Below are 14,066 nucleotides of genomic sequence, written 5' to 3'. Positions count from 1 at the left end.
AAGTGTGACAGTTATGCGCGTAGGGCAAACAGCATAAAGCATCCGTTGTCAAGTGCGTAATGCTTCAATGTATAGCCCAGTGTTACCAGGTATCCTTCCAGGAAGGACATATTGCGTTTTTCTTTGTCCAGGTTATGTACCTCAATGGCCATACGGTCAATCTTTTCCCACACATGTGGCGGTGTTTCATAAATGATCGGATACTCGCTGCCCTCACAATCCACTTTTACCAGGTCTACCTTTGAGAGTTGGTTGGCGACCAGTATTTCTGCCAGTGAGATACAGGGCACTTCTGCGATGTATGTATTGTCCTTCGTGAAATCATCATAAACAGAGGCGGTAACGGCGTTGCCTTCCGCGGTTTCCAGGTGCAGTGTAATAGTAAGGGCTGGTGTACCCGTAACTGCCTTGTGATATATTGCTACCTTTTCTTTCAGCTGCCGGTTCATATCAAGGTGTTGCTGAAACAGCCTGCAATTGGCAGCAACAGCTTCGTAGGCATACACCCGGGCCATTCCTTTTTTAGCCAGCAGGAACAGCGTAAAATAGCCTGCATTGCCCCCAATGTCTATCACTACAGGTTGCCCGGGTAATGAACGGGCCAGCTGATCCATGGTGTAAACATCATTAATAAAGATCTCCTTGAATACCAGGTATAGCGACTTTGTTGGTGTGGTAAAATATATGCCCTGATCTCTTGTTCGAAACAACAGTTTCCCATATGGTACTTTGAACTTTCTGCTGAAATACAAGTGCCAGTTGGAAATATGGCGTACCAGGTTGGCATATTTAGCTAAAGTGCTATTCACCATTGGCTCAATTTAACGGTTTTCTTTCAAATGATGACTTTTCTGCTGTTAGTTTTTATGTATCTGCCACTTAAGGCAGAAAGGCTTAATTTTAGGTTTGACGCCAGAAAGAACAAGATACTTATGACCAATTTCATTCCGATATTTCCTTTAGGCATAGTTGTTTATCCGCAGGAACAGCTGAACCTTCATATTTTCGAACCTCGTTATAAGCAGCTCATCAGTGAATGTGTGGCAGACAAGAAGCCATTTGGTATTCCCGCTGTTATTAATAAAAAGATAGTTGAGTATGGCACGCTGGTGGAAGTGGTAAGGGTGGAAAAGGAATATGAGAACGGTGAGATGGATATTGTGACCCGGGGGCTGAGCGTGTTCCGTGTACTGGAAGTGATCCGCTCTATTCCGGACAAGCTGTATGACGGCGCTATTGTAAATTACCCGGAGAACAGTACAAAAACCAACGCCCGCCTGCGGCAGCAGGTATTACATGCCATACGCGAGCTGCATCACATTCTGCAGGTGAACAAAAGCTTCGGTAAAAAGGACGAAGAGCTCAGCGCCTATGATCTGGCCCACCATGCCGGGCTTTCGCTGGAGGAGGAATATGAGCTGCTGCACCTGTTCCAGGAAATGCAGCGCCTGGAGTACCTGAAACGCCATCTCCTGAAAGTAATTCCCCTGATGGCGGAAATGGAGAAGCTGAAGGAGCGGGTAAAACTTAACGGACATTTTCGGAATTTATCGGCAGAAGGCCTGTAAAAACAGCTGAACAGCCACTTTTTAACGCCCTTTTAACAGGCGGATATTTGGTTTTTTTTGCTTCCAACCCTAAAAATTAGATATTTGCAGACTTATTTGGCGGCTTAGTCGATTATTTTCATGCTAATTCGCCTGTTAAACCAGTAAACTACTAATCAGATCAACTCAATGCATAGGACTACAGCTGGCATTTTTTGCTTACTGGCTTTTCTGCTTCTTTTGGCAAACAGCGTTGCTGCACAGGACAATTCTCCTTACTCCCGATACGGTCTTGGCGACCAGGCTACCAACCAGAATGTGATCAATCGCGGCATGGGTGGTGTTTCACAGGCATATAATGATCCACAGTCTATTAACTTTGTGAACCCGGCCAGTTATTCCAACCTGGTGCTGACCACCTTTGACATTGCAGTGGAGGCAGGCGCCCGGGTGATTGGTAATAATGATGAACGGTTCCGTTCCGGTATCGGGTCTCTTTCCTACCTGCAGCTGGGTATTCCCATCCGTAAAAAGCTGGGTATGGTGCTGGGCCTCCGCCCCGTAACCAAGGTGTCTTACAATATCCTGCAGAATGATCAGGCCACCTTTTTTGATACATTGAAAATCCCGGTGGCCTACCAGTATGAGGGCAATGGCGGATTGTACCAGGTGTACACCGGCGCCGGTATCGGGTTCGGCAATTTCAGCATTGGGTTCAACTTTGGCTACCTTTTCGGCAATATTGAGAATAGTACCAAGGCCATTTATCCTACCAGCCAGTTCATATTCCCTTCCCGGCACTCTACCCGTGTAAGCTATGGCAACATTTTTTACAACGTGGGTCTGCAATACCGGATCAGGCTGACAGAAGAAACAGATCTTACCCTGGGTGCTACGGGGGCCCTGAAGCAAACCCTTTCGGCCCGCCGGGAGCTGATGCGGGAAACCCTGGCATTTGACGCCTCCTCTAATGACTATGTGACCCAGGATACGGTATTATATGCAAAAGGCGACAGGGGCAAGATCACCTATCCCCAGCAATATGGCGGCGGTATTATGCTGCGTAAAGTGGACAAGTTTTCCGTTGGGCTGGACTTCAGTACCGAGCAGTGGGACCAGTTCCGTAATTACGGCGAAAAAGATTCTGTACGTAATTCCTGGAGGGTGAACCTGGGCGGCCAGTTTGTACCCAATGCCAGGGCTATGAACGGTTACTGGAACAAGGTGACCTACCGTGCCGGGGTATACTACGGTACCGACTATCTTAAACTGAATGGCCAGGATATGACCATATACGGTTTCTCTGTAGGAGCCGGCTTACCCATCCGCAGACAGAATTACTCCAACCAGTACACCGTGCTCAATATCGCTTTCGAAATAGGGCACCGTGGCAATAATGAGACCATCTTAAAGGAAAACTGGTACCGCGCGGTATTAGGCTTCACACTGAATGACCGCTGGTTTATTAAGCGGAAATATGATTAATTTGCGGCGTTGAAAAGCGTTTCAAATATGACCGTTTCCTGGAAGATGGCCTGCATTTCCTTATGCCTGATGTCTTTGTTTGCCTGCGAAAATGACATGCAGGCGATCATGCGGCTGGACCAGAAAGCAGCTGTTACCGAAGAAGGCACCAAGATAGAAAGCTATTACAGCCAGATGGGCAAGGTAAGGGCCAAGCTTACCGCCCCTACTATGAAACGATACCTGGAACGTCCCGCTTACGTTGAGTTCAATAATGGTTTAAAAGTATTATCCTATAATGACAGCCTTACCGTGGAGAGTACGGTAACGGCCCGTTATGGCAAGTACTTTGAAAACGACGATAATGTGTTCCTGCGCGACAGCGTGGTGGTGATTAACCGGGAAGGCAAACGACTTGACTGTAATGAGCTGAACTGGGATTCCAAACGCGGGAAGTTTTACTCCAACAAAAATGTGCGTATCAGCACACCTACAGATACCATCTATGGTACAGGACTTGAATCCAACCAGGATTTCTCCAACTACAATATTATCAATCCCCAGGGCCAGGTAATGGTGCAGGACAGCACCCTGCAATAATAAAGGCCGGCTTTACTGAGCTACTTAAACGAAAAAAGCCCATCCGTCCCAGACGAATAGGCCTCTTTCGCTTTAACCTATTTTTTAACCTAAAATTTGTTCTAAGGCGACAAGAACTGTGCCAAGCTGGGCTATATATGTTGTGATATAGCAGAAATTTTCAGTCAGGTGCGCTTTCCTTTTCAACAGTATATAACGCCCAGCACTAAACGTAGTTGTTCCTCAGTATTTTATGTAGACGTGAGGCCCCCTTCCGTAGGAAAAATAAAATTAAAAATTCACGGGATATGGTGGCCGCAGGAAGCGGGTATGGCAATGAAGCAGCTGCCCATTTTTGGCAGGGTCATCCTTATTATATCCCTTACGGAAGAGACTGTACCATTCTGCTTAATTTACAAGGCATTTAATATTAATAAACTGTGAAATTAATATTCCTATTAATATAATGAATTTTATAATGCATGAACAGAATTCCAAAACTTACATTTTTACGAACAATTTTCCATCGTTCACGGAAATGAAGGAAAAACCTATATATGCTGATCTATCTTTGATCCAGGTTTTTCATAGGATATGGTTAAAATTATTACAAGGGCGGTATTCTTACCACCCTTTTTTATTTTTATAAGGCCCTGAAAAGTGGTTTTTACGTTTAACCCTCTATTACCGGTGTTTACCGGAACATTGCCTTCATAGTATCCGGAAGATGGCCCATGCGGGTTTTTTATAAAATATTGAATATCAGTACATATTATTTTTAATGGCTAAATACCTATTGAGTGGACTCATCCAATGCGGCTGCGTTTATCTGCATATTTGATACGTTCCCCAAGAAAAATATAGCATTCACTAGAATGGGGGTGGTGACAATTAAATAAATATGATCTTTGTTACAGGTTTTTCAATAAAGATATGGTTAAAATTTTTCGGGGCTGTAGTCTTGCAGCCCTGTTTCTTTTTTAGGACATTCAACATTTATTCTTATATACTACGGGTCCCGTACGTCGCTGATGTACGGGACTTTTTTTTGCGTGCTGAGAGACGGGAAAACCGGATTTATATCAGGGGCATTTGCCAGCTATAGTCAAAATGCTACCACCTGTTAAAAGAATAGCATCGAATAATAAGTGTGATGAACGAACTAGTGATGAAGTATTAAATTTGAAGTGGTTTTCATAGGATATGGTCAAAAAAAGTAAAAGGGAGTGTAGTCTTACACCCCCTTTTTTATTTTGAACGATGAATCGTCTGCAATTATAATTTCTCCGGTTTCATTTGCGGGAAGAACAGCACATCCTGTATGGAGGGCTGGTTGGTCATCAGCATGGTAAGGCGGTCTATACCGATACCGATGCCGGAAGTAGGCGGCATGCCGTATTCCAGTGCGCGGAGGAAGTCGTAGTCTATATACATGGCTTCATCGTCACCGCGTTCCATCAGCTTAACCTGCTCTTCAAAACGCTGGCGCTGGTCTATCGGATCATTCAGTTCACTATAGGCGTTGGCAATTTCCTTACCGTTCACCATCAGCTCAAAGCGTTCTACCAGGCCGGGCTTGCTGCGGTGCTTTTTGGTAAGCGGGCTCATTTCTACCGGGTAATCTATGATGAAGGTGGGTTGGATATAATGCGCTTCGCATTTCTCGCCAAAGATCTCATCTACCAGTTTACCTTTGCCCAGTTTGGGATCTACGTGAATACCCAGCTGTTTGCACACATCGCGCAGCTGGTCTTCGTCCATTCCGCTGATATCTATGCCGGTATGCTCTTTAATGGCATCGTACATGGTTACGCGGCGGAAGGGCGCTTTAAAGTCAATGGTCTGATCGCCAACGGTTACCTGGGTGGTGCCATGCAGGGCAATGGCGATCTTTTCCAGCAGGGTTTCTGTGGTGCGCATCATCCATTCGTAGTCTTTGTAGGCTACGTACATTTCCATCACCGTGAATTCCGGGTTATGGGTGCGGTCCATACCTTCGTTACGGAAGTCTTTGGCAAATTCGTATACCCCTTCAAAGCCACCCACTATCAGGCGTTTGAGGTACAACTCATTGGCAATACGCAGGTATAAGGGCATATCCAGCGTATTGTGGTGTGTAACAAAGGGGCGGGCGGTAGCGCCGCCGGGAATCGGTTGCAGAATCGGAGTTTCTACTTCCAGGAACCCCATATTGTTATAGAAATCGCGGATGGTCTGTAGTATCCTGGTACGCTTTACGAACACTTCTTTTACCTGGGGGTTGATCACCAGGTCTACATAGCGCTGGCGGTACCTGAATTCAGGATCGGTAACAGCGTCGAAGGTGGCGCCTTCCATTTCCTTCACCACGGGTAGCGGACGGAGGGCCTTGGAAAGGATGTCCAGCTGTTGTACATGAATGGAGGTTTCGCCCGTTTTGGTGATAAAGGCATAACCTTTCACGCCGATGATATCACCTATATCTACCAGCTTTTTCCAAACGTTATCGTATAAAGTTTTGTCTTCTCCGGGGCAGATATCGTCACGGCGGATGTAGGCCTGTATGCGGCCTGCACTATCCTGTATCACGGCAAAACAGGCCTTGCCCATGTCGCGGATGCTCATGATACGGCCTGCCACGCAAACCTCCCGGAACTGGTCTTTCGTATCTTCCGAATAATTCGCTTTGATATTAACGGAAGTGTTGTTAACGGGGTATTCTGCTGCCGGATAGGCGTCTATGCCCAGCTTCTGCAGCTCCTGCAGCTTATCCCGGCGTATAATCTCCTGCTCAGATAATTGTGTCATGTATTATTCAAATGGAGTGCAAAAATAAGGGTAATAAGCGAGAGTCCATAGCCGCCCTTTCCCGAAGAGGGCAAGACTTGACTTTCTGGCATTAAATTTTCATTACTGGCAGAAAGAGGGGCGTTATACCGTGGGAGAGCCCTAACTTTACAGTGAGAGTGCTATAGATATTTCAAAAATGGCCATATGAAAACGACAGCAATTCTTACATACTTTGATAAATAACCGCTGTTATGAAGACGATCATCGTTCCTACGGATTTCTCTGAGACGTCGTATAACGCCGCTCGTTATGCGCTGGGCCTGGCCCGCCAGATGAACACTGCACGTATTGTGCTATACCATGCCTATGAGCTGATTGTGCCCATCCCCGATGTGCCTTCGTCTGTACCCATGGTGAACCCGGATGAGCTAAGGAGCGCCAGCCTGGAAGGGCTCGATAAAATGATGCGTGAGCTGGAACCGTTGCTGCCTGAAAACACCATACTGGCGTCCCGGGCGGAGAACCATCTGCTGCCGGCTAATATAGACCAGGTGGCAAAACAGGAGGAGGCTGATCTGATCGTCATGGGCATTACCGGCGGCAGCCAGCTGGAAGAGATTCTTGTAGGTTCCAATACGGTAGACGTGGTGAAACATACTACCTGCCCCGTCATCATTGTACCGGGCAGCGCCCGTTTCAGGCCTATACGTAAAATTGTCTTTGCCTGCGATTTCAGGAAAGTGGTGGAAACCACGCCCGTACAACCGCTGAAAAAGCTATTGAATGTATTTAAGCCGGAGCTGCATGTGCTGAATATTGATCATGAAAGTAAACATTTCACTTCAGACACGCCTTACGAAACGCTGATGCTGGATACCTTGCTGGAAGGTTACGACCCGCAGTTCCATTTCATCGATCATACCAATGTGGTGCAGGGAATTATGGATTTTGCCGCCAGACAGGAAGCAGACCTGATACTGATCATCCCTAAAAAGCACGGCCTGTTTGATCATATTTTCAAGCGGAGCCGTACCACCCAGCTGGCTTTTCATACACATGTTCCTTTGCTGGCCATACACGAATAAATATAAAGCAGATAAATTTTGACTATTTTTAATATATGAACTGCAACATTATGAAGAAAGGGATGTTATTCCTGCTGCCGGCCATGCTTACTTTACAGGTGAGCCAGGCGCAACTACTGAAAAAACTGAAAGAGAAAGCAATGAGTGGTACTACTACCGGCAATACCACCAACAGCAATGTAACCGAATCTGAAGCAGGCGCCGGTATAAAAGAGGCGCTGTCAAAAGGGGTGAACGCGGGCATTGCAGCGCTCAGCAAAAAAGATGGCTTCTTTGGCAACGAAGCTTACAAGATGTTCCTGCCGGAAGACGCTGTGAAAATTGAAAAAACATTACGCAGCATAGGCTTGGGCAGCCAGGTGGATAAAGCGATTCTCCAGATAAACCGCGCGGCAGAAGGCGCAGTAAGCCATGCAGCACCCATTTTTGTGGACGCTATCAAGCAGATGTCCATTACCGATGCGCTGAAACTGGTGAGCGGTGGTAACAACTCTGTTACAGAATACTTTAAAGGAAAGACATCCGACCAGCTGAAAGCTGCCTTCTCGCCTTCCATCAAAGGTGCATTGGACAGTACCAGCGCGACGAAGTATTACGGCGATATTGTAAACACCTACAATAAACTGCCTACTACCATGAACAAGGTGAATCCCGATCTGCAGGATTATGTGACCACCAAAGCAGTGGCCGCCCTGTTTGACCAGATCAGTAAAGAAGAGGCCAATATCCGCGATAACCCGGCGGCCCGTACAACGGATTTGTTGAAGAAAGTATTCGGAAGTAAATAAACATAAGCAATCAGCTGTTAGTTTTTAGCAGTCAGTAATGGCTAAAAGCTAACAGCTGATAGCTGTTAATAACACCTGCCAGGCCTCACGCACCTTTCCTGATTCCAGCAGCTGCTGCGCATATCGGTGCAGCTCTTTCTCCATCTCATCCGGCGTAATGCTATAATACTGGATTATATTTTTCAGCTGTTCATCTTCAAAGGAAGGATCAATGACCGGCAGCTCATGTATGTTGGCGAGCATGCCCAGGTTGTTGCCAGTGAGTATCCGGCTGTTACGGATAGATAGCGGTAATGCATCCACGCCGATACCAAGCCGGGTATTGGGCTTAGGCACTTCAAATACAGCGGCGCCCGAGGCGCGGCAATAGTAGTCGGCCCCCATACGCGCCACCAGGTCTATCTTATGCGGGTCTATATGCTGGTGTTCGTCCAGCACGGCTTCGCTGATATGGATCAGGACCGGTTCACAGATAACGAGGTTACCGGCGCCACCCTCCTGCCCGGTAGCGATCACCTGTTTTACTACACATTCCATTTGTACCGGGCTTTCCTTTACGCGCCATGGTTTTATTTTCTCAGAAGGCAGTGGCGTAAAGCCGGCCTTTTCAAATTCATTGACGCCTTGCGGGTATTCACAGCTACTGAGGGAAGCCTGCTGTACCATGGGGTAGCTTACCACATTGATCACTACTTCGCCGGTGGCGTGTATATTGTCCAGCGTATGTTTGGTGGTATTATCCCGTACCCGGCGTGAGGGGGAAAAGATCAGCGTGGCAGGGTTACTGCCAAATACATTAAAAAAGCTGAAGGGGGAAAGATTGGGGTGGCCATCGGCATCAACAGTGCTGGCAAAACAGATAGGTCTTGGCGCCACTGCTCCCAGCAGGTAAGCATGCAGCGCAGCCGTCTTAACTTGCCCCGGAACGATCTGCAACATTGGATATGGTTGGTTTTATTGTACGCTCATTTTTTTGCGGCGAAGTATAGAGAAGTCGGTTTCTTCCTGTTCGATGGTATTCTGCAACACGCCCAGTCCTTCGATCTCCAGCTCTACTACATCGCCCGGCTGCAGCCATTGCTCCTGGTAGTTGGGATCCTGCAGTTTGCCGGTGCCGTTCAGCTCCAGGAAACAGCCGGTGCCAACGGTGCCGCTGCCAATCACATCGCCTGGCATCAGGGTTACGCCATAGGCACAGCGTTCAATAATCTCGGCAAAGGTCCAGTCCATATCGCCCATATTACCCTCACTTACCTGTACGCCATTGATCCTGCAGGTCATTTTAAGGTTGTAATTATTGCCGGTATGGCCAGGTTTTGGGGGGGCCAGAAATGACTCCAGTTCGTCCGGCGTAACCAGCATAGGGCCGATCACGGTGCTGAAGTCTTTTCCCTTGGCAGGGCCCAGGTTCAGTTTCATTTCTTCCATCTGCAGGGTGCGGGCGCTCAGGTCATTCATGATCATGAAGCCGCCGATATATTCATCTGCCTCTTCTGCAGGAATGTTGCGGCCCTGTTTACAGATCACGATGGCTGCTTCCAGCTCAAAATCCAGTTTATCGAAATGATCCGGCATGCAGTATACTTTGCCGGGGCCTTGTATGGCATTGTGGTTGGTAAAGTAGAAGATGGGATACTGGTCAAATTCAGGGATCATATCTACCCTGCGGTTACGGCGTGCTGCCGCAACGTGCTGACGGAAGGCATAGCCATCGCGGCAGGAAGTAGGGAAAGGCACAGGAGCCAGTATCTGTACACTATCATAAGGAATTCCCATGGCGCTGCCAACATGTTGCCCATTCTTCAGCTGTTCATCCACATGACGGGCAATGTCTATCACTTCTTCCCACATCATCAGGAACATCTGCATGTTACCGGGCAGTTCGGGATGCAGCTCCTGCGTGTTATACAGTAAGCCATTTACTAAAATGGCCAGCTGATCGGCCTCCTCCCTTAAGTAAGTTACAAGCTTCATTACTAGATAAATTTTTTGCTTTAGGTGTATGATAGCCAAATATATATTTTTATTTTTGAAGATATGCCACGAATTCCACTCACAATTATCGCCACATTGTTATACCTGTGGGCAGGAGGGCAGGCACGTACAGATACCCTGCTGGAAAAACTGATCAGGCAGCATGCCTCAGCTGCTTTGCAGCACACTTTGCAATACCCGGATTCTTTCCGTTACCAGCTGATGTATACGCAGATAGACCGGGACAAACACAACCGTCCGCATTTCAGGCATTACTATTTCAATGTAGACCGTAATAACTATTTCAACCCGGCCTCCATGGTAAAGATGCCGATTGCTGCGCTGGCGCTTGAAAAGCTGCATGAGCTGCATAAACGGGGGCTTGATATGAATACCCCAATGCTGACAGACAGCGCCTACCCCGGACAGGTAAAAGTGTACAGCGACACTACTGCGCAGAATGGAATGCCATCTGTAGCGCATTATGTCAAGAAGATCTTCCTGGTGAGTGATAATAATGCCTATAACCGCCTGTACGAGTTTGTGGGCATGCAATCCATCCATGAAAAACTATGGGACAGGGGGTATAAAGATGTACGGATTGTAAGGCGTTTTATGCCGCTGGATGAGGATGGTAACCGTCATACCAACCCGGTACGCTTTGTAAAGAACGGGAAAGAAGTATTTGCCCAGCAGGCCGATTATTGCAGCCTGCCATTTGATTTCAGCAAACAGATACTGATCGGTAATGCACACCTGAACCGCCGTGACTCACTCATCAATGCCCCGCTGGATTTTACCAAACATAACAATTTCCCGATCGAAGATATACAGCATATGCTGCAATCGTTACTGTTCCCGGAATCAGTACCTAAAAAGCAGCGTTTCAAACTGACGAAAGAAGATTATCGTTTTCTGTATCACTACATGTCTGCCAAACCGCGGGAGTCTGATTTCCCGAAATACGATACCATCCAGTACTTTGACAGCTTTACCAAGTTCTTTATGTTCAAGGCGGGACAAGGCAAGATACCGCCGCACATACGTGTATTCAATAAAACAGGCTGGGCTTTCGGGTTTTTGACCGATGCGGCTTATATTGTGGACTTTAAGAACAATGTAGAGTTCATGCTCACAGGCACTGTTTATGTAAACCGGGACGGAATTCTGAATGATGACCGCTACGAATATGAAACGGAAGGTTATCCTTTTTTCAAAGAGATCGGAAATATTATTTACCAGTACGAACTGGAGCGTAAACGGGCGTATACGCCAAACCTTGAAAAGTTTGCGGCTGTGAGGTAGCGCTCTCTATCATTTATTGTCATGCGATTACTGTCTGTACTGCTTTTTTTGCTGCCTTTTACCGCTGCGGGTAATGACAGCGCCACTGCATGGATAAGAATTAACCAGTTGGGATATACGCCTGCCGGTGTTAAAACGGCGGTGTGGTGTGCTAAGGCAGACCTGCCTGCGGCTGCTTTTACACTCCATCATGCTGCCAGTGGCAAAATAGTATGGCAGGGCAAGAGCAGCCGTGATTTTGGCGCTTACGGGCCTTTTACGCATACCAGGCGCCTGGACTTTAGCGGCTTCCGGCAGCCGGGCACTTATTATCTTGCCTGCGGGAACAGCCGTTCGCCGGTATTTCGTATAGGTGCGGACGTTTACAAAGGCACTGCTGATTTCTGCCTGCAATACATGCGGCAGCAGCGTAGCGGGTTCAATCCTTACCTCAAAGATTCCTGTCATACACACGATGGCTTTACCGTATACGGCCCTATGCCAGACGGCACGCATATAGACGTAGCAGGCGGCTGGCACGACGCCAGTGATTACCTGCAATATGTTACCACTTCTGCCAATGCCACCTATCACCTGCTGGCTGCCTGGCGGGATTTTGGCCCGGTATTTACCGATGCCCATGCCGCCAATGGTCTGAGCGGCAGCAACCAGGTGGCTGATGTGCTGGATGAGGCGCGCTGGGGACTGGATTGGCTGTTAAAAATGCATCCCGCCCCTGACCAGTTGTTTAACCAGATAGCGGACGACCGTGACCACCGGGGTATGCGCCTGCCCACAGCGGATACCGCCAGTTACGGAAAGGGTTTGGAGCGCCCGGTATATTTCTGTACCGGAGAGCCGCAGGGTCTTCAACAGCACAAGAACCGCAGTACCGGTGTTGCCTCTACAGCCGGTAAATTTGCCAGCGCTTTTGCGCTGGGCGCATCTCTCTACAAACACACAGACAGCTCATATAGCAGGCTGCTGGCTGGTAAAGCTGCATCCGCCTTTGCTTTGGGGCAGGCACATCCGGGGGTATGCCAGACCGCGCCCTGCGGTGCGCCTTATTTTTATGAGGAAGACAACTGGGTAGACGATATGGAGCTGGGCGCCGTTATGCTGGGACAGTTATCCGGTAAACAGGATCTGCTGGGGAAGGCTTTTTCCTGGGCCCGGCAGGAACCGCTTACTCCCTGGATGGGCGCAGATACCGCCCGGCATTACCAGTGGTATCCTTTTCATAATTTCGGCCATTATGAGCTGGCGAAAGCGGGTACTGCGATGAAGGACAGCACCATGCGGTACTACCGTGAAGGCATCAACGCCGTTTGGGAAAAAGCCCGGCATAATGCTTTTTACAGGGGCATCCCTTTTATCTGGTGCTCTAATAACCTCACCGTTTCCTTTGCTATTCAGTGCAACCGTTACCGCCATATCACAAAAGACAACCGTTACCAGGTCCTGGAACAGGCCAATATAGACTGGCTGTTTGGTTGTAATCCCTGGGGCACTACCATGGTGGCCGGGTTGCCGGCGGGCGGTGATTTCCCGGAAGACCCGCACAGTTCGTTCAGTCACCTGTACCGATACCCGGTAAATGGCGGACTGGTAGATGGGCCGGTGTACACCAGTATCTACAAAAATCTGATTGGCATTACACTGTATAACGGCGATGAATATGCGCCATTCCAGTCAGACCTGGCGGTGTACCATGATGACTATGGTGATTACTCTACCAATGAGCCTACGATGGATGGCACCGCCAGCCTGGTTTACCTGCTGGCGGCGCAGGAGTATGAAGCACAACCCACCCGCACAGCTGCATCAACGTACAGCCATGGCGCTATTACCCGGGGAGACAGCTCACAGCGCAGGCTTGCGCTGGTATTTACAGCTGATGAGTACCGGGATGGCGGCACTGTTATCGCCAGGAAACTGGAGCAGCACAAGGTGCCCGCGTCTTTTTTCTTCACAGGCAGGTTTTACCGTGATCCTGTCAACAGGCAGCTGATACAACAGCTGCGGCGGCAGGGCCATTACCTGGGGCCGCATTCAGACCAGCACCTGTTGTATAACGACTGGGTGAAGAGGGACAGCCTCCTTGTCACACAGCAGCAGTTCACTACAGACCTGCAGCAATGTTACCAGGCTATGGCTAAGCATGGAATAGGCAAGGCGCAGGCGGCTTATTTTTTGCCGCCGTATGAATGGTATAATGATTCCATTGCAGCCTGGACAAATAAACTGGGCATACAGCTGGTAAACTTTACGTCGGGCACCCTGAGCAATGCAGACTATACCTGGCCTCAGCTGCGGCAGTACCGTAGCTGTGAGGAGATCATGCAATCTGTTTACAATTATGAACAACAGCATCCTGCAGGGTTGAATGGTTTTATATTGCTGATGCATGCAGGTGTAGACCCCAGGCGTACCGACAAGTGCTGGAATGACCTCGACAAGTTGCTGAACTTCCTTCATGAAAAAAAATATACGTTGGTAAGCCTGCCTGCTTTATTGCAGCAATAGTGCGGTAACACGCTGATAATCTGTACCTGAAATACTATAGGGGTACATGG

11 protein-coding genes are annotated in these 14,066 nt (G+C 48.3%); 7 read left to right on the top strand and 4 right to left on the bottom strand.

The window, feature by feature from the left end:
- Positions 1-11: 11 nt before the first annotated feature.
- Positions 12-812, bottom strand: coding sequence for an FkbM family methyltransferase (locus Q0577_RS12655; RefSeq protein ID WP_298736802.1), 801 nt, complete (start codon positions 810-812; stop codon positions 12-14).
- Positions 813-932: 120 nt separating this feature from the next.
- Here Q0577_RS12655 and Q0577_RS12650 point away from each other — a divergent pair, with 120 nt between their 5' ends.
- The 3 genes from Q0577_RS12650 (at position 933) to lptC (ending at position 3,611) form a co-directional block, all read left to right on the top strand.
- The gene (locus Q0577_RS12650) at positions 933-1,568 is read left to right on the top strand and encodes an LON peptidase substrate-binding domain-containing protein (RefSeq protein WP_298736800.1); all 636 of its coding nucleotides are present in this window, start codon (positions 933-935) and stop codon (positions 1,566-1,568) included.
- A gap of 219 nt (positions 1,569-1,787) precedes the next feature.
- The gene (locus Q0577_RS12645; protein ID WP_298736797.1) at positions 1,788-3,032 is read left to right on the top strand and encodes a hypothetical protein; all 1,245 of its coding nucleotides are present in this window, start codon (positions 1,788-1,790) and stop codon (positions 3,030-3,032) included.
- A gap of 27 nt (positions 3,033-3,059) precedes the next feature.
- Positions 3,060-3,611: an LPS export ABC transporter periplasmic protein LptC gene (lptC, locus tag Q0577_RS12640; protein WP_298736795.1), complete on the top strand. Its 552-nt coding sequence runs from the start codon at positions 3,060-3,062 to the stop codon at positions 3,609-3,611.
- 1,254 nt (positions 3,612-4,865) lie between these two features.
- Here the strand turns inward: lptC and lysS are convergent.
- Positions 4,866-6,377, bottom strand: a complete 1,512-nt coding sequence (gene lysS, locus Q0577_RS12635; RefSeq protein ID WP_298736793.1) for a lysine--tRNA ligase — start codon at positions 6,375-6,377, stop codon at positions 4,866-4,868.
- Between the two features lie 233 nt (positions 6,378-6,610).
- Between lysS and Q0577_RS12630 the strand changes: the two genes are divergently transcribed.
- Positions 6,611-7,444, top strand: coding sequence for a universal stress protein (locus tag Q0577_RS12630; protein WP_298736790.1), 834 nt, complete (start codon positions 6,611-6,613; stop codon positions 7,442-7,444).
- A gap of 50 nt (positions 7,445-7,494) precedes the next feature.
- The gene (locus tag Q0577_RS12625; protein ID WP_298736787.1) at positions 7,495-8,232 is read left to right on the top strand and encodes a DUF4197 domain-containing protein; all 738 of its coding nucleotides are present in this window, start codon (positions 7,495-7,497) and stop codon (positions 8,230-8,232) included.
- A 48-nt stretch (positions 8,233-8,280) separates the two neighbouring features.
- Here the strand turns inward: Q0577_RS12625 and Q0577_RS12620 are convergent, their stop codons facing one another.
- Both Q0577_RS12620 and Q0577_RS12615 read right to left on the bottom strand, forming a co-directional pair.
- Complete coding sequence (locus Q0577_RS12620) at positions 8,281-9,171, bottom strand: flavin reductase family protein (RefSeq protein ID WP_298736784.1); 891 nt, start codon at positions 9,169-9,171, stop codon at positions 8,281-8,283.
- A 15-nt stretch (positions 9,172-9,186) separates the two neighbouring features.
- Positions 9,187-10,206 carry a fumarylacetoacetate hydrolase family protein gene (locus Q0577_RS12615; protein ID WP_298736782.1) on the bottom strand — a complete coding sequence of 340 codons (1,020 nt, stop codon included), beginning with the start codon at positions 10,204-10,206 and terminating at the stop codon, positions 9,187-9,189.
- Between the two features lie 63 nt (positions 10,207-10,269).
- Between Q0577_RS12615 and Q0577_RS12610 the strand changes: the two genes are divergently transcribed.
- Both Q0577_RS12610 and Q0577_RS12605 read left to right on the top strand, forming a co-directional pair.
- A complete protein-coding gene (locus Q0577_RS12610; RefSeq protein WP_298736779.1) occupies positions 10,270-11,511 on the top strand; it encodes a serine hydrolase in 1,242 nt (413 codons plus the stop codon).
- Positions 11,512-11,532: 21 nt separating this feature from the next.
- On the top strand, positions 11,533-14,016 hold the full coding sequence (locus tag Q0577_RS12605) for a glycoside hydrolase family 9 protein (protein WP_298736777.1): 2,484 nt from the start codon (positions 11,533-11,535) through the stop codon (positions 14,014-14,016).
- Positions 14,017-14,066 lie beyond the last annotated feature (50 nt).

The sequence above is a fragment of the uncultured Chitinophaga sp. genome, from assembly GCF_937898475.1.
Lineage (GTDB): Bacteria > Bacteroidota > Bacteroidia > Chitinophagales > Chitinophagaceae > Chitinophaga.
The sequence above is the reverse complement of the archived record's forward strand: the minus strand, read 5'-3'. Positions and strand labels throughout refer to the sequence as shown.